A 16,094-nucleotide genomic window follows, 5' to 3' on the forward strand; every position below is an offset into this window, starting at 1 on the left:
GCATAAGGACTCTTTTTTTTCAATCCAAACCGGATTTTCCCAACGACGAGTTAAAATTCATGAGCCAGAAAAAAACAACGGTAAACAGAATTCCCTTTATGACAGATGTCGCGGAAATCGCCCACCAGATCCCGGTAAGTCCGAATATACCGCTAAGCACGATGGCCAGAGGGATCCTTGCCCCGGTAAAAACAATGCTGATCACGCTGCAAAGATTGGTTCTGCCAAGCCCCGACAAAGCTCCGACTGTCGTAAGTTCAACACACATAAAGGCTTCGCTGAAACCGACAATCATCAAATATCCCACAGCAATTTCCATTGCACCGGCTTCATGGAAAAAGCATCCTGCGATCGTTTCCGGAAAAAACACAAATGCTGCCGTGATAAATAATCCCCATACACCGACACAAATGAAAGCTGCATTGTACCCTTTTTTGATCCGGTCTTTCTTTCCGGCACCGTAATTCTGTGCCACAAAAGCATTCAGGGCAGCCGCAAATCCATCTGCCGTGTTCCAGGAGACCGACTCGATCTGTCCGCCCACGCGTTGCGTTGCCACCGCGTCCGATCCATAGACGGATATCATACGGGTCAATACCATAGAAATCACACAATATGCCATTCCCTGTAATGCGCTCGGAATCCCTATCCGGCAGATCCCTTCGACATAGGTTCCGTGAATGTGGGAAAACAAATGGATCCCCTGTAAGGCATGTTCCTGTTTTTTCAGAAAAATACCGGCGATCAACAGCAGCATGACGATAGCCTGCGCCGTCACTGTAGCTATCGCTGCTCCCGCAGCACCAAGTTTCGGGCAAAAACCAATTCCCATAATCAGGAGTGGATCTAAAATCATATTCGCTGCCAGACCGACAAGGTTTGCCACAAAGGGCGTCTTCGAATCACCTTCAGCCATATACAACCCCGTCAATGTCAATGACAGAAAAGAAAATACAATGAATCCGCAGGCAATCTTTGTATAGGAAAGTGCCGCACGATAGGCTTCCGGATCCGACAACCGGAAAAATCCAACCAGTGGACGTACAAATACAAGCACTGCCAGAGCATAAACCATACCCATCATACAAGATAACTGTACTGCAGTCTGCGCATATCCATGTGCGCTTTCCCTGTCTCCCCGGCCTATGCACTGTGCGACCTGAACCTGTCCTCCCATGCGTGCCATCGTAGCCAGTCCCTGAGACAGCCAGGTAAACATGCCGCCGACACCGACACCAGCAACAGCCCTGGCCCCCAGCAGACCAATCCAGGCCATATCCGTAATATTATATAATGTTCCCAAAAAAGAAGATGCCATGATCGGAATGGCAAGTTTCGTCAATGTCTTAAAAATCGGGCCATTTGTCAAATTTGATTCCATAACTGCTTCCTGTCTCTTCAAAAAATGTTCTTTATGCACATTCCTACTTATCCGCCCTGTAAAAGCGCTCTTTTGAAAGAATATACATTTCTCTGCGTGTCTTTCCTATTATCCCTGTATTACAGCAGATATGCAAGCTTTATTTTAATGCCACAGAAAAACCGTAGCAGAAAAGGAGCTGACGCACCCGTCATACTGTGCGTCAGCTCCCTTTCTCTGCTCTTCATTTAAATTCTCTTATCTGTCCTCGGCAATTTCCTCATATACACCGCTTTTGGCATCCAGTGTTACAAAAGGAACCACCTCTCCATCTTTCTCTGCATAGACGGTATAGAATCCATCCTTGATTTCCTCATAGTGATCCACCGGAACCTTGTAAACCTCTTCAAACTGCTCTTCAAACTTGGGCTGCCAGTCTGCAAATGCAGACGTAAGCCCGTTGTCCTCTTCCTCCGTCTGCTCGTTCTCCATAATGGAGGATTCCACACCCTGCATACCGAGCGTACCTGCACTGCTGTTGCCCGCCTCGCTTGCATTGTCTGCTTTCTGACATCCGGACATAGATGCCAGCATACATACAGCCAGCAATCCTGCTGCCGTTTTCCCCATCGTCTTTACCATCTGATTCTTCATTTTCTTCATTCTCCTCTTTTACACACATAATGTAATCTATTCAGAATCAGTCCCTGGTCTCAAAGCAGGCCAGGATTCCTGTCTGAAACGAAATCATGCCCCGGTTCTCTGTCAGTTCATTGCTGACTCCCAGAGTGTTGGCACACGTCATGGTGTGCATATGCAGCGGATACTTGAATCCCTGCAGCGTAATGCCGGTCACATCTCCGCCAATGGGAAGCAGGGAAATGTACGACTTCGTACATGTCTTTCGCTCCTTCACATAGGTGCCTGGCCACAAAAGCCGAACCCGGTTATGCGCATCTACCAGTTCACAGGGGTAATCAGGCCCCAGTCCTGCCATCGCATAAATCGTGCCCAGCATATGATCCAGTCTTGTGCCGGTACCGCCCAAAATGGTAATCATATGATCTGCTGCATTTCCATCCACATAAGACACGGATGCTTCCTCCTGTGCATGCGTTATCCTCTGCTGCTCTCCTGCAGCCAGAAATTCTCTTGCCTCCTGCAATGCGATCTCAATATCCGCATCATCCTTCTCCGGCCGGAACCTGCGCACAGGAACTCCCTGAGCCTCCCATTTCTTCAGGATTTCCGGAGAAAGTGTATCGAAATCCCCGGTCAGAAGATCCGGCCGGATGCCGTTCTCCCAGCAGAACAACGCCCCTTTATCCACAGCAATTACATAATCATATTCTCTTTTGCTCAAAAAAGCAAGGGCGTATTTTGTATCTATACTGCCCCCGCTGATAATCAATACCTGCATTTTTCTCTCCATATCCTGTGCATTCCGCCATTCCGCCGATCACACGGTTTTCGGGCAATCTCTATTCCATGTATATCCGCTCTACCGTTGATTATACTCATCCAGCACAGACATCAGTGCCCGGGTCTTACCCTCGATATCACCGCCGAACACGGCAGAACCGGCCACGATGATATTGGCCCCGGCGTCCAGCACCTCCCGCAGATTGGCTGCCGACACACCGCCGTCCACCTGAATGTCGGCCTTGCTGCCCCGGGCATCCAGCATGGCTTTCAGCCGACGGATCTTGTCTGTGGAGGACGGGATGTATTTCTGACCGCCCAGTCCCGGCTGCACGCTCATGATGAGCACCATGTCCACCAGATCCAGCACCGGCTCAATCGTTTCCAGTGGGGTAGCCGGATTCAGCGTCACGCCGCAGCGCATGCCTGCCGCCCTGATGCCCTCCAGCGTTGCCCGCACATCCTTGCAGGCTTCCACATGGACGGTCATGCCGTCTGCCCCGGATTTTTGATAAATATCCGTAAACCGTCCCGGCTCCTCCACCATCAGATGTACATCCAGAAAGGCATCTGTCACGGGCCGCAGGGACGCCACGATGGGGTCGCCAAAGCTGATCCGCGGCACAAACTGGCCGTCCATCACATCAATGTGCACATATTTCGCGCCGGCGTCCACCGCCCGCTTCACATCACTGCCCAGCACCGCAAAATCTGCGGATAAAATCGAAGGTGCCAGTATATACATGCTAATATCTCCTTTTCTGTTTCAGTTCTTCATACATGAGTACATAATTGTCATACCGCATCCGGGAAATGGCCCCGACCTCCAGCGCTTCCTTCACCGCACAGCCCGGCTCATGGGTGTGGGTGCAGGGGCTGAAACGGCAGTTCCCCTCGTAGGGGTAAAATTCCGGGATATAGTCTTTCAGCTCTTCTTTTTCCATATCCTCCACATAAAGGGAAGAAAATCCCGGGGTATCCACGATGTACGTGTCCTCCCCCAGGGGGATGAGCTGGGAATGTCTCGTGGTGTGTCGTCCCCGGTCGATCTTCTGGCTCACCATGCCGGTCTCCATCACTTCCACGCCGCCCAGGGCGTTGATGAGGGAAGATTTTCCCACACCGGAAGGGCCCGCCACGGTGGTGGTCTTCCCTTTCAGGAGACCTTTCAACAGCTCCAGATTTTTTCCCTCCAGCGCACTGGTAAACAGGAGACGGCAGCCGCTGTTTTCATAGATTTTCTGTAAATTTTCCAGTTCCTCCGGTGATACCAGATCCTTCTTATTAAAGCAGATCACCGTGGGAATGTCCTGTCTGCGCATCATGAGCAGAAACCGATCCAGCAGGTTGAAGTTGGGTGCCGGACGGATGGAGGCAAAGATCACCAGCGCCTGATCCACGTTGGCCACCGCCGGACGGATGAGTTCGCTTCTCCGGGGCAGGATGTCGATAAGATTGCCGGTCTTCTCTTCCTGAGAGATCACCTCGATCTCCACATCGTCCCCCACCAGGGGTTTGCGCTTCTCTTTTTCTGAAAATGCCTCTGGCCCGGCATTCATACACGCCGCCGTCTGCCCCGGCAGCGTCCACATAATAAAATCCGCCGATGCCCTTGATAATCTTTCCCTGCATATGGTTACTGCCCTTCCTCCGGTGCCTGCGTATGATCCTGGGCCGGCTCCGGTCCAAGGCTCACATAAAGGGTGATGGTCGTCCCCTTTGCCGCTTTGGTGTTAGCTGCCACCGACTGGGATGCCACATTTCCCTCAGCCACTGTTGCATGATACTGGGTTTCTTCCTTAACCACATAACCCAGTGCTTCCAGTGTTTCCTGGGCATCCTCAAAATCTGATCCTACCACATTGGGGACTGTCGGTGCATCACTGCCGGTACTGACAACCAGATCTATGGTCTTACCCTGATCCATCTTCGTGCCGGACACCACACTCTGGCTGATGACACGGCCCTCGGTCACCTCATCGCTGGAGCCCTCGGTGATGGAACCCACCTTGAACCCGGCAGCAATGATGGCCGCCTGGGCGTCTGCCTGGGTCATCTTCACCACATTGGGCACGGTTCCGGTCTTGGTCTCCGGCCCCTGGCTCACCGTCACGGTGATCTGCTGGCCTTTCACCACATCACTGCCGGAAGCGGGATTCGTGGAAATAACTTTTCCCACATCCACCGTATCACTGTAGGCGAACTGGGTGTCCGCAGTCAGGCCCAGATCCTTCAGCGCCTGCTCCGCCGCGCTCTGCTCCTTGCCCTCCAGGGACGGCAGGCTGATGACCTCCTTGCCGCTGCACACCGTCACGTTGATGGTGGCGCCGGTCTTTACCATCTCGCCCTCGGCCACCGACTGGGTCATGACCTGGCCCTCTTCATAATTATCTGCCTCCTGGTAGGTTGCCTTTACCAAAAGCCCTAAGGAAGTCAGTGTCTTCTGCACATCGCTGTACTGCTCTCCCACCAGCTTGGGCATCTCTACCTGCCCGGAGTCCTCGGTGGTCTCCTGCTGATCCGTATTGGACTTGCTGCCAAACTTAAACAGACCGAAGGCTTTTCCGATGAGCACCAGAATGATGCAGGCAATGATCACCGCCACGATGATACCGCCCACGAACATGAGCTTCTCCAGCTTCGGGTTCAGCTCGCCCTGCTCGTCATCCTCCTCGTCCTCATACCGGCTTTTCTTCTTCCGGCTGCGGCGGTCGTCGTAAGAATCGTCATAGTCATCCTCGTCGTAGCCGTCATCGTAATCGTCGCCTTCGTAATCCTCTTCATCATAGTCGTCTTCTGCGTAGCCATCGTCGTCATAATCCCCTTCCTCGTAGGCAGGATCATAATCATCGGCGTAGCGCCCCTGTCCGCCGCCGTAAGCATCATCGGCATAACGGCCATTCTGGTCGTACCGGCCGTCTCCGGCATAGCCATCCTCACCGGCGTACTGGTCGTCATATCCGCCTTCGCCGTAGCCCTGATCGGCATACCCCTGCTCATAACCATCGGCATATCCATTCTGGGCATAACCGTTCTGGTCTGCACCGTAGGCGTCCGCATAAGCGGCATTGTCTCCATAAGCATCGGCCTTGATCTTATTCATATCTCCCTTGGTGAACAGCATGGTCTTGCCTGTCTCATCCGGGGAAATGATTTTTACAAAGGAAGCATCCGGTGTCACCAGCGACTGCTTCAGATCCTTCAGAAGCTCTGCCACATTGGCATACCGGCGCTCCTGGCTTTTCTGGGTACATTTTAAAATGATCTCCTCCAGGCTCACCGGGATCTCCGGCGCGTATACATGGGGCGGCACCATCTCTTCCTGCAGGTGCTTCACCGCCACAGTCACTGCCGTTTCCCCGTCAAAGGGCACCCGGCCGGTGATCATCTCATACATAACGATACCAAGGGAATAAATATCGCTCTTGGCATCGCTGTAGCCGCCGCGGGCCTGCTCCGGGGACGTGTAGTGCACGGAACCCATGGTCACCGAGCTGATGGTGCGGCTGGATGCCACCTTGGCAATGCCAAAATCCGTCACTTTCACCTTTCCTTCTCTGGAAATGATGATGTTCTGGGGCTTGATGTCCCGGTGCACAATGTTCAGATTGTGGGCCGCCTCAATGCCCATGGCCACCTGAATGGCAATGCTGGTCGTCTCCCGGACGGTCAGCTTGCCCTTGCGCTCGATATAATTTTTGAGGGTAATGCCCTCCACCAGTTCCATAATGATATAGTTAATGCCGTCCTCATCGCCGACATCGTACACATTTACCACGTTGGGATGGGCCAGACGGGCTGCCGCCTGGGCCTCTGCCCGGAATTTTGCCACGAAGCCCTTGTCCCCGCGGAATTCCTCCTTCAGCACCTTGATGGCCACATACCGGTCCAGCTTGTGGTCTTTTCCTTTATATACATCGGCCATTCCCCCTACGCCAATATGGGAAATCACCTCATATCTATCTCCAATAAACATTCCTTTTCTCAACAACATGCCTTCACCTCTTCTTCAAACGGTTCTACCAGGATCACGGAGATATTGTCCTTTCCTCCGTATGTATTGGCCCGGTTAATCAGTTCTCCCGCCCGTCTGGACAGTTCTTCCGGCCGGTTGACGATATCGAAAATCTCCTCGTCCTCCAGCATATTGGTCAGACCGTCAGAGCACAGCAGGATCTTATCGTTATCACGAAGCTTGTGCCCGAAAAAATCTATCTTCACGTCATACTCTGCCCCGATGGCTCTCGTAATGACGTTCTTATCCGGATGAAATCTGGCTTCCTCCCTGCGGATCTCGCCCATCCGGACCATTTCCTCTACCAGCGAATGGTCTCTTGTCACCTGTCGGATCTCCTCCCGGTTGATGACATACAGCCGGCTGTCTCCCACATTGGCAATATACGTATACCCATGCATGATACAGGCCGCCACCAGCGTCGTCCCCATTCCCTCATATTCCGGCGAACTTCCGGCTTTCTCAATGATCTCCCGGTTCGCCTGCTCAATGGCACTGCGCAGCAGCTTCACCGGATTCGTCTCATCGGAACGCCCGATGGATTCTGTGATGACCGCCACCGCATACCGGGATGCAAAATCTCCCGCCTTGTGGCCGCCCATGCCGTCCGCCACAATAAAAAGGTTGGGCAGATTGCCCACCGGTTCCTTCGACATAAAGACGTAGTCCTGATTCATGGATCGCTTTTTTTCCCACGTCTGTGATCGCTATCGCTTTCATGCGTCTTACCATGCGCCTTTCTGTATAATATCGTAGTTATCTTATCACAACCCGGGGAAAAAGAACAATCCCCCGGACACTTTAAAGTGTCTCAGAGGATTTCTCGTAGCTTCGGCGCAGCTGTCCGCAGGCGCCGTCAATATCTCTTCCCATTTCTCTTCGGATTGTCGCATTGATCCCGTATTTTTCCAGCTTATCTTTAAAATCCAGCACCGCCGTGCGGTCCGGCTGGACGTAACCCTTCTCCTTCACCGGGTTCACCGGGATCAGGTTCACATGGCAGTTCTGCCCCCGCAGCAGCCCCACCAGCGCTTTCGCATCCTCCCGGGTGTCGTTGACGCCGCCCACCAGACTGTACTCATAGGTCATCCGGCGGCCGGTTTTCTGAAAATAATACCGGCAGGCATCCATGACCTCCCCCAGGGAATAGGTGTAGGCAATGGGCATCAGCTCTTTGCGCTTCTCGTTGTCCGAGGCGTGTAAGGACAGGGCCAGCGTCACCTGCAGGTCTTCCTCGGCAAAGGCGCGGATCTTCGGCACGATGCCACAGGTGGACACGGTGATGTTGCGCTGGCTGATATTTAAACCGTTGGTGTCAGTGAGCATCCGCAGGAACTGGATGAGAGTGTCGTAGTTGTCGAAGGGTTCTCCCGTGCCCATGACGACCACATTGGACACCCGCTCCCCGGTGAGCTTCTGGATAGCATACACCTGGGCCAGCATTTCCCCCACGGTCAGGTTCCGCACCAGACCGCCGATACCGGAGGCGCAGAATTTGCAGCCCATGCGACAGCCCACCTGGGAAGAAATACAGACGGAGTCGCCGTGGTGGTATTGCATCCACACGCTTTCCACCACCTGCCGGTCAGACAGGGCGAAGAGAAATTTCTTCGTGCCGTCGATCTTTGACGTCTGCACCCGCAGCGCCTGCAGCGGCCACAGTGCATAGTTTTCCCGCAGCTTTTCCCGCAAAGCCCGGGACAGGTTGGTCATCTCGTCAAAATCATCCACCAGCCGCACGTGCAGCCACTCGTAAATCTGTTTTGCCCGGAAGGGCTTCTCCCCCAGCGCCGTCATGGCCTCTTTCAGTTCTTCCAGTGTCATGGAACGAATATCCGTCATCGTCTTCCCCTTTTATGCTTTGCGCCGCAGCTTCGCCAGGAAAAATCCGTCGCAAGGGTGTGTTCCCGGCAGCAGCTGCAGATAGCCGTTCTTTGTTGTATCGCCTCTTAGCATCTTTGGCAGCCGGTCATCCAGGCTTACCGGTTCAAAAGGAAACTGCTCCGTAAACCAGAACAGGTTCTCCTCATTTTCTTCTCTGTTGATGGTACAGGTACTGTATACCAGCGTACCGCCCGGTTTTACATAGGATGCGGCGACGCTTAAAATCTGTCGCTGCAGCGATGCCAGCGCATGCAGGTCTTCCTCCCGCACCCGGTAGCGGATGTCCTTCTTGCGGCCCAGTACCCCAAGACCCGAGCAGGGCAAATCGGCCAGTACCACATCTGCCCGTCCTTCCATGGACGGGTCAGGGATGGTGGCATCCCACTGTCTGGCTGCGATGTTGGCAAAACCGCTGCGGGCAATATTTTCTTCCAGAAGTCCCAGCTTATAGTCCGTCAGGTCTCTGGCTTCCACACTGCCGGTCCCCGACAGCAGATCTGCCAGCTGCAGACTCTTGCCCCCCGGTGCTGCACAGATATCCAGACAGCAATCTCCCTGTCCGGGTGCTGCCACATAAGCAGGCAGCATAGAGGAAGCATCCTGTACCTGGAACAGTCCTTCCCCGAAGGAAGGCAGGGCTTCCAGATAATCAAATCCTGTCAGACGCAGGGCATCCGGCACAAATCCGTCCGGCACTGCCTCTGCCCCTTCTTTTTGCAGCCGCGCCCGCAGGGCATCCGGCGAGATCCGGGAGCTGTTGCAGCGGATATAGGTCGCCGCCGGTTCCAGAAAAGCCTGAAGCATCTGCTCCACCACAGCTTCCGGATAAACGTCCAGCCATTTTTTTTCACGATCCAGCGGGGCATAGAATAGCGGACAGAAAGATAAGCTTCCCCGCTTCCCTCCACCTGTAATGCTTTGTCTTTTTCTCTTGCGATACTTCGAAGCACACCGTTGACAAAGCCCTTCAGATTGTAAAAGCCCTTGCGGGTAGCCAGCTTCACCGATTCGTTGCACACCGCCGCGTCCGGCACGCTGTCCATGAACAACAGCTGGTAGACGCCCAGCCGCAGGATGCCCCGGATCACCGGCTTCATTTTTTTCACCGGCACCTTGGAAAACCGGTTCAGCACATCGTCGATGCGGATGAGCTGTTCCAGCGTTCCCTCACACAGGCGGCTTAGGAACGCCCGGTCTCTTTTCTCCATATACTGGTATTTTTCCAGCACATTTTTCAGCACATGGTTGCTGTACTCCCCGCGGTCTGTCACCTCTGTCAGCACATACAACGCCAGCTCCCGCACGTTGGGATTGTCCTTAGTCATTTCTCCGTCTTCCTCCTGCCAGGATTAAAAGCCGCAGCAGCTGTAAAATGGATGCCGCCAGGCTTGCCACATAGGTGAGGGCAGCCGCTGTCAGCACCTTCTTCGTGCCGCCGATCTCCTGCTGGCCCAGAATGCCGCAGCTGTCCAGCAGACGGATGGCTCTTGCAGAGGCGTTAAATTCCACCGGCAGGGTCACCACCTGGAACAGCACGGCTGCCAGGAACAGGATAATACCGATGTCCAGCAGGGGCCCGATGGAAAAGATCAGACCTGCCACAAAGATGGGCCAGGACAGACTGGAGCCAAAATTGGCAACGGGCACCAGGGCCGAACGGATAGACAGGGGCACATAGCCCACCTGATGCTGTACCGCATGACCGCACTCATGGGCCGCCACACCGATAGCAGCCACAGAAGTGGATCCATACACGGAATCCGACAGCCGCAGTACCTTGCTGGACGGATCGTAGTGGTCGGTGAGATTGCCGCTGATGTGCTCGATGCGCACATCGTAGATGCCGGACTGGCGCAGGATCCGCTCCGCCGCCTCGGCGCCGGTGATCCCGGCCATACTCCGCACCCGGGAATATTTGTTGAATGTACTTTTTACTTTTGAAGATGCCAGCATGGACAGCACCACACCGATGAGTACGAGAATGTACGTGCCGTCAAACCGGTAAAAACCAAATCCATACATTTATGCTTCCTCCTGTCCCAGCACGGTGCCCGGAAGCACTTCATAGCCGCGTAAAAATGCCTCCGTGTCCATGCGTTTCTTTCCTTCCAGCTGCACCTCGGTGAGGGCCAGCACCCGGTCGCCCGCCGCCACATACAGGGCGCCGTCCGCAGATACCACTTCCCCCGGCATATGCCCGGTGGATGGCTGATCCGTCACTTCCGCACTCCAGATTTTCAATGTCTTGCCGCCCAGCTTCGTATAGGCGCTGGGCCAGGGATTCAGGCCCCGGATGAGGCACTCAATGCGCGCCGCCTCCATCTTCCAGTCGATCTGCCCCAGGCTCTTTTTGATCATGCCCGCATAGGTGGACTGGCTGGAATCCTGTTTTGTGAAAACGGCGGTGCCATTTTCCAGCTGCCGCAGCGTCTCGATGAGCAGGTCAGCGCCTGCCCTGCTTAATTTGTCAAACAGGCTGCCGCCGGTCTCTTTCTCATCCAGGGGCACCACACATTTCAAGATCATGTCGCCGGTGTCCAGCCCCTCATCCATGCGCATGGTGGTCACGCCAGTTTCTTTTTCCCCGTCAATGACCGCCCACTGGATGGGCGCTGCGCCCCGGTATTTGGGCAGCAGGGAGGCATGGACGTTGACGCAGCCGTATCGCGGCATTTCCAGAATGGACTTCGGCAGGATCTGTCCGAAAGCCACCACCACGATGACGTCCGGCTGAAAGGTGCGCAGATAGTCCACACAGGATGTTTCCCGGATCTTCACCGGCTGATACACCGGGATGCCGTGGGCCTCTGCCGCTTCCTTTACCGGTGTCGGCTGCATGGCCTTGCCTCTTCCCTTTGGTTTATCCGGCTGGGTCACGGCCAGCACCACCTCATGTCCGGCCTTCACCAGCGCTTCCAGGGTGCCCACCGCAAAATCCGGTGTTCCCATAAATACTACTCTCATCTGTATTCCTCCTCTGCCTGCGGATGGTTATTCCACGTCCATGATCTCGCCTTCGGCCTTCTCCACATAAAGATGGCCGTCCAGATGGTCATTCTCATGCAGCACCGCCCGGGCCAGAAGCTCGGTGGCTTCCAGTTCGAAGGGCTCCATGTTCTCATCCAGGGCACGCACCTTCACATAGTTGGGTCTGGTGACAACGGCACACTTGCCCGGCACGCTCAAGCACCCCTCTTCCCCGGTCTGCTCTCCAGAGGTTTCCACGATCTCGGGGTTGATAAACACCCGGGGTGTATCTCCTGTGGTATCCACCACAAAAATCCGTTTCAAAATGCCCACCTGGGGAGCCGCCAGGCCCACACCGCAGGCATCATACATTGTCTCAAACATATCCGAAATAAGGGTTTTCAGCCGCGGCGTCATCTCCTTTACCTCTCTGCACTGCTTGGTCAGTACCTCGTCTCCCATCACTCTGATCTGTCTTAATGCCATTGTCCTCTCTCCTTATCTGTACAAAAATCTCTGTTCCTGTTTTTATCCTGTCAAAAAGGATTCATCGGGTTGAAATCAAACTGGATCGCGATCGATGAAAATCCCTCGTTTGCTTCGATATATTTTTCCAGCGCCTCCCGGATCCGGGAAAGCAGGGCGCCGTCTGCATGTTTCACATAAATGTTTTTCCGGTAGCGGTCCTTCACCCGGGCCACCGATGCATCTGCCGGGCCGATGACCTGTACGCCGTGGCTGCCGCCCAGCCGTTCAATCATCTGTTTTAAATAGGAAGCACCCACCGCCAGATGTTCCTCTTCCTCACAGCTTAACAGCACCGCCATCATCTGTGCTCCCGGCGGATAGGACATCATCCGGCGAAACAGCATTTCCTGTGCATAGAAGCCTTCGTAGTCCTGCGCCGCCGCCAGGGTGATGCTGTAGTGATCGGGCTGGTACGTCTGGATCACCATTTCCCCGGGGCGCTCGCCTCTGCCTGCCCGGCCTGCCGCCTGGGTCAGCAGCTGAAACGTGCGTTCCGCCGACCGGTAATCCCCGGCAAACAAAGACAGATCCGCCGCCAGTGCCCCCACCAGCGTCACATCCCTGAAATCATGCCCCTTGACGATCATCTGGGTACCGATGAGGATATCCGCCCGGTGCTCCGCAAATTCCGTCAGGATCTTCGCGTGGCCGTCCTTGTTTTTCGTGGTATCCATGTCCATCCGCAGCACCCGGGCGCCAGGAAAGGTTTTCCGGGTCAGCTCTTCGATCTGCTGGGTGCCCGCCTTCATCTCGCTGATGTAGCCGGAGCCGCACACCGGGCACCGGGACACCTGCGCGGTCTCATAACCGCAGTAATGGCACACCAGCCGTGCCGCGCCGCCCTTCCGGTGGACGCTTAAGGACACGTCACAGTGGGGACATTTCATCACCGCACCGCAGGAACGGCAGGAAACAAAACCGGAATACCCCCGGCGGTTCAAAAACAGCATGACCTGCTCCTGTTTCGCCAGCCGGTCCTCGATCTGTTCCTTTAAGTGCCTGCCGAACACGGAACGGTTGCCCTCCCGCAGCTCCTCCCGCATATCGGTGATGGTCACCTGAGGCAGGGGCTGATTGCCGGCCCGGCGGGTCAGCGTCAGCAGCCGGTATTCCCCGGTCTTCGCTTTATCATAGGATTCCACCGAAGGTGTGGCCGATCCCAGCAACACCGAGGCGTGACACATCTGTGCCCGGCGGATGGCCACCTCCCGGGCGTGGTACCGGGGCATGTTTTCACTCTTATAGGTGCCCTCATGCTCCTCATCGATGATAATAAACCCCAATCGTAAAAACGGTGTGAACAGTGCCGACCGGGGGCCGATCATGATGTCGATCTCTCCCCGTTTGGCCCGCTCGAACTGGTCGTACCGTTCCCCTTGGGAAAGCCGGGAATTGATCACCGACACCCGGTCGCCGAACCGGGTGTAAAACCGCAGCAATGTCTGGTAGGTCAGGGCAATCTCCGGGATGAGCACGATCACCTGCCGTCCCTCTGCCACCACTTTTTCAATGAGTTCCAGATACACCTCGGTCTTGCCGCTGCCGGTGACGCCGTGGAGCAGATACGTCTGACGGATGTCCCGCCGGTAATCGTCCCATACGGTATCCACCGCCTGCTGTTGTTCCGCTGTTAGTTCTTTTTCTCCGTATTTCTGAGAAACCTGGCTCTCCGGGTTCCGGTACCGGGTCTTCCGGGAAAGGGTCACAAGCCCCTTCTCTTCCAGCTCCCGTACCGTTTTGCCGTCACTTTTCTCCCGGCCCGTCAGCGCCTGCATCGTGCAGCTGCCCCGTTCCAGCAGAAACGAAAGCACCCGGGCTCTGGCCCGGTATTTTCGCCGCAGGCACAGGTCGTAATAGGCCTGCACTGCCTGTCGGTCGGAAGACAGGGTGACCGTCACCTCTTCCTGATTTTTCACCTGGGCGCGCACGGGCAGCACCGTTTTCAGCGCCTGGATCATGGTGGAGCCGTAGGTCTGCCGGATCCAGGCCGCCAGGGCAATAAGTTCCCCTTCCACCGGCACCGCCCCGGGCACAATGCCCGTCAGTTCCTTTATTTTTGCCGGATCGTAGGAGGGCTGGTCGGTGATGTCCAGCACAAAGCCCTTCTGCTGCCGGTTGCCGTTTCCGAATGGGAACAGCACCTGCACCCCCGGGGTGATCTGCCCGGCCAGTGCCTCCGGAATCCGGTACGTGAACGTGCGGTCCAGTTTTTCACTTGTGATATCTACAATGATCTGTGCATATTGCTGCATGTTATCTGCCTGCCAGAATGTCTGCGATGAGATCCCGCTCATCCATGGGATGCTTCACGCCCCTGATCTCCTGATAATCCTCATGTCCCTTGCCCGCCAGAACGATCACGTCGCCGGGCTGGCCGTGGTGGATGGCGTAGGCAATGGCCTCCCTTCCGATCCGGGATCTCCACATATTTGCCATCGGTTTTGGCAATGCCCACCTTGATATCGTCGATGATGGCCTGGGGCTCCTCGTCCCGGGGATTATCCGATGTGATGATCGTCAGATCCGCCAGACGGCCGGACACCTCGCCCATCTCATACCGGCGCAGCTTGGAGCGGTTGCCGCCGCAGCCAAACAGGCACACCAGACGCTTGGGATTGTATTCCTTTAAGGTGGTTAAAAGACTTTCCAGGCTCATGGCATTGTGGGCGTAATCGATCATCAGCGTAAAATCATCTGACACTTTGATAAGCTCGATACGGCCCTTCACCTTCGCCTGCTTCAGGGCATAGAGAATATCCTGATCTGCCACGCCGAAATGCCGGCAGACGGCAATGGCCATCAGGGAATTGTATACGCTGAACCGGCCCGGCAGGTCGATCTCCACATCCAGATCCATGGAACCGGACACGTGATAGGCCACGCCCAGATATCCGGCGCCGTTGACCAGATGGACATTTTCCGCCCGCAGGGACGCCTCCGTGGAAAAGCCCACCGTCTCCAGACGGCACGTATGGCCCTCCAGCACCTGTTTCCAGTGAGGATCGTCCACGTTGACAATGCCCACCTTACACTGGCGGAACAGTCTGCCCTTGCACTCCATGTACTCTTCAAAGGAAGCGTGCTCATTGGGGCCGATGTGATCCGGTTCAATATTCGTAAACAGACCCAGCTCAAACAAAATCCCGGCTGTCCGGTGCAGCATGAGGCCCTGTGAGGACACCTCCATCACTGCGCAGTCACAGCCCGCATCCGCCATCTCCCGCAGATACTTCTGTACCGTCACCGACTCCGGCGTGGTATTGCTGGATGGAATTTTCTTTTCCTTAATAATCGTTTCAATGGTGCCGATCAGTCCCACCTGATGCCCCGCATGTTCCAGGATGGATTTGATCATATAGGTGGTGGTAGTTTTTCCTTTCGTTCCCGTCACACCGATGACCGGAATCTGCTCCGCCGGGTAATCGTACCAGGCCGCCGCGATAAGCGCCATGGCATACCGGGGATCCTCCACCCGGATGACTGTCACGCTGTCCGGCACCTCCACCTCTTTGGAAACCACCAGCACAGCGGCTCCCTGCTCCGCCGCCTGGGCGGCAAACTTATGTCCATCTGTCACGGCACCCGGGATACAGAAAAACAGGCAGCCCGGCGTGATCTTCCGGGAATCGTTCACAATATCCGTCACTTCTGTGTCAATACTGCCCTGTATGCATGTATAGGAAATCCGTTCCAGTAATTGATTCAGCTTCTTCATGGTCATTCCTCCCCGATACTGATATCATTTCATTACATATCATTATAACAGATTGCTCCGTGCTGTGCACTCCCGCAATCTTCCGACAGCATTCGCATATCGCGAAGCATGCGCTCCGCTTTCATGCTCATGCTGCGGGCGTGTCTCAAGTCCTTTCATCCGCTTATGAGCAAGCTCATGCGGATTCATGCCTTTCGACACTG

11 protein-coding genes and 3 pseudogenes are annotated in these 16,094 nt (G+C 55.2%); all 14 read right to left on the bottom strand.

Features of this window, described 5'->3' with window-relative positions:
- Nucleotides 1–19: 19 nt before the first annotated feature.
- Complete coding sequence (locus RJD28_12105; protein ID WNV57033.1) at nucleotides 20–1,381, bottom strand: MATE family efflux transporter; 1,362 nt, start codon at nucleotides 1,379–1,381, stop codon at nucleotides 20–22.
- Nucleotides 1,382–1,618: 237 nt separating this feature from the next.
- Nucleotides 1,619–2,014 (bottom strand): hypothetical protein, encoded by a 396-nt coding sequence (locus RJD28_12110; protein WNV57034.1) that lies wholly within the window; start codon nucleotides 2,012–2,014, stop codon nucleotides 1,619–1,621.
- A gap of 46 nt (nucleotides 2,015–2,060) precedes the next feature.
- The gene (locus tag RJD28_12115) at nucleotides 2,061–2,780 is read right to left on the bottom strand and encodes a thiamine diphosphokinase (protein ID WNV57035.1); all 720 of its coding nucleotides are present in this window, start codon (nucleotides 2,778–2,780) and stop codon (nucleotides 2,061–2,063) included.
- Nucleotides 2,781–2,861: 81 nt separating this feature from the next.
- Nucleotides 2,862–3,527 (bottom strand): ribulose-phosphate 3-epimerase, encoded by a 666-nt coding sequence (gene rpe, locus RJD28_12120; GenBank protein ID WNV57036.1) that lies wholly within the window; start codon nucleotides 3,525–3,527, stop codon nucleotides 2,862–2,864.
- A gap of 1 nt (nucleotide 3,528) precedes the next feature.
- Nucleotides 3,529–4,414: pseudogene (gene rsgA, locus RJD28_12125) on the bottom strand (ribosome small subunit-dependent GTPase A).
- Between the two features lie 4 nt (nucleotides 4,415–4,418).
- Nucleotides 4,419–6,773: a PASTA domain-containing protein gene (locus tag RJD28_12130; GenBank protein WNV59618.1), complete on the bottom strand. Its 2,355-nt coding sequence runs from the start codon at nucleotides 6,771–6,773 to the stop codon at nucleotides 4,419–4,421.
- On the bottom strand, nucleotides 6,767–7,453 hold the full coding sequence (locus RJD28_12135; protein WNV57037.1) for a Stp1/IreP family PP2C-type Ser/Thr phosphatase: 687 nt from the start codon (nucleotides 7,451–7,453) through the stop codon (nucleotides 6,767–6,769). The genes RJD28_12130 and RJD28_12135 overlap by 7 nt, the downstream gene beginning before the upstream one ends.
- Before the next feature lie 145 nt (nucleotides 7,454–7,598).
- A complete protein-coding gene (gene rlmN / locus RJD28_12140) occupies nucleotides 7,599–8,639 on the bottom strand; it encodes a 23S rRNA (adenine(2503)-C(2))-methyltransferase RlmN (GenBank protein WNV57038.1) in 1,041 nt (346 codons plus the stop codon).
- Nucleotides 8,640–8,651: 12 nt separating this feature from the next.
- Nucleotides 8,652–10,006: pseudogene (gene rsmB / locus RJD28_12145) on the bottom strand (16S rRNA (cytosine(967)-C(5))-methyltransferase RsmB).
- Nucleotides 9,999–10,703, bottom strand: a complete 705-nt coding sequence (locus tag RJD28_12150) for a zinc metallopeptidase (GenBank protein WNV57039.1) — start codon at nucleotides 10,701–10,703, stop codon at nucleotides 9,999–10,001. Before RJD28_12150 ends, rsmB begins: the two are co-directional and overlap by 8 nt.
- Nucleotides 10,704–11,645 (bottom strand): methionyl-tRNA formyltransferase, encoded by a 942-nt coding sequence (fmt, locus tag RJD28_12155; GenBank protein ID WNV57040.1) that lies wholly within the window; start codon nucleotides 11,643–11,645, stop codon nucleotides 10,704–10,706.
- Nucleotides 11,646–11,672: 27 nt separating this feature from the next.
- On the bottom strand, nucleotides 11,673–12,134 hold the full coding sequence (gene def / locus RJD28_12160) for a peptide deformylase (protein WNV57041.1): 462 nt from the start codon (nucleotides 12,132–12,134) through the stop codon (nucleotides 11,673–11,675).
- A 50-nt stretch (nucleotides 12,135–12,184) separates the two neighbouring features.
- Nucleotides 12,185–14,428, bottom strand: a complete 2,244-nt coding sequence (gene priA / locus RJD28_12165; GenBank protein WNV57042.1) for a primosomal protein N' — start codon at nucleotides 14,426–14,428, stop codon at nucleotides 12,185–12,187.
- Between the two features lies 1 nt (nucleotide 14,429).
- Nucleotides 14,430–15,891 (bottom strand): annotated as a pseudogene (locus RJD28_12170) (UDP-N-acetylmuramoyl-L-alanyl-D-glutamate--2,6-diaminopimelate ligase).
- Nucleotides 15,892–16,094: the final 203 nt, after the last annotated feature.

It is taken from the genome of Oscillospiraceae bacterium NTUH-002-81 (genome assembly GCA_032620915.1).
GTDB lineage: Bacteria > Bacillota > Clostridia > Lachnospirales > Lachnospiraceae > JAGTTR01.

Excerpts from the sequence above, each read along its gene's own strand:
- RJD28_12105 (WNV57033.1), bottom strand. The coding sequence starts at position 1,381 with ATGGAATCAAATTTGACAAATGGCCCGATTTTTAAGACATTGACGAAA.
- RJD28_12110 (WNV57034.1), bottom strand. The coding sequence starts at position 2,014 with ATGAAGAATCAGATGGTAAAGACGATGGGGAAAACGGCAGCAGGATTG.
- RJD28_12115 (WNV57035.1), bottom strand. The coding sequence starts at position 2,780 with ATGCAGGTATTGATTATCAGCGGGGGCAGTATAGATACAAAATACGCC.
- rpe (WNV57036.1), bottom strand. The coding sequence starts at position 3,527 with ATGTATATACTGGCACCTTCGATTTTATCCGCAGATTTTGCGGTGCTG.
- RJD28_12135 (WNV57037.1), bottom strand. The coding sequence starts at position 7,453 with ATGTCGAAGGAACCGGTGGGCAATCTGCCCAACCTTTTTATTGTGGCG.
- rlmN (WNV57038.1), bottom strand. The coding sequence starts at position 8,639 with ATGACGGATATTCGTTCCATGACACTGGAAGAACTGAAAGAGGCCATG.
- RJD28_12150 (WNV57039.1), bottom strand. The coding sequence starts at position 10,703 with ATGTATGGATTTGGTTTTTACCGGTTTGACGGCACGTACATTCTCGTA.
- fmt (WNV57040.1), bottom strand. The coding sequence starts at position 11,645 with ATGAGAGTAGTATTTATGGGAACACCGGATTTTGCGGTGGGCACCCTG.
- def (WNV57041.1), bottom strand. The coding sequence starts at position 12,134 with ATGGCATTAAGACAGATCAGAGTGATGGGAGACGAGGTACTGACCAAG.
- priA (WNV57042.1), bottom strand. The coding sequence starts at position 14,428 with ATGCAGCAATATGCACAGATCATTGTAGATATCACAAGTGAAAAACTG.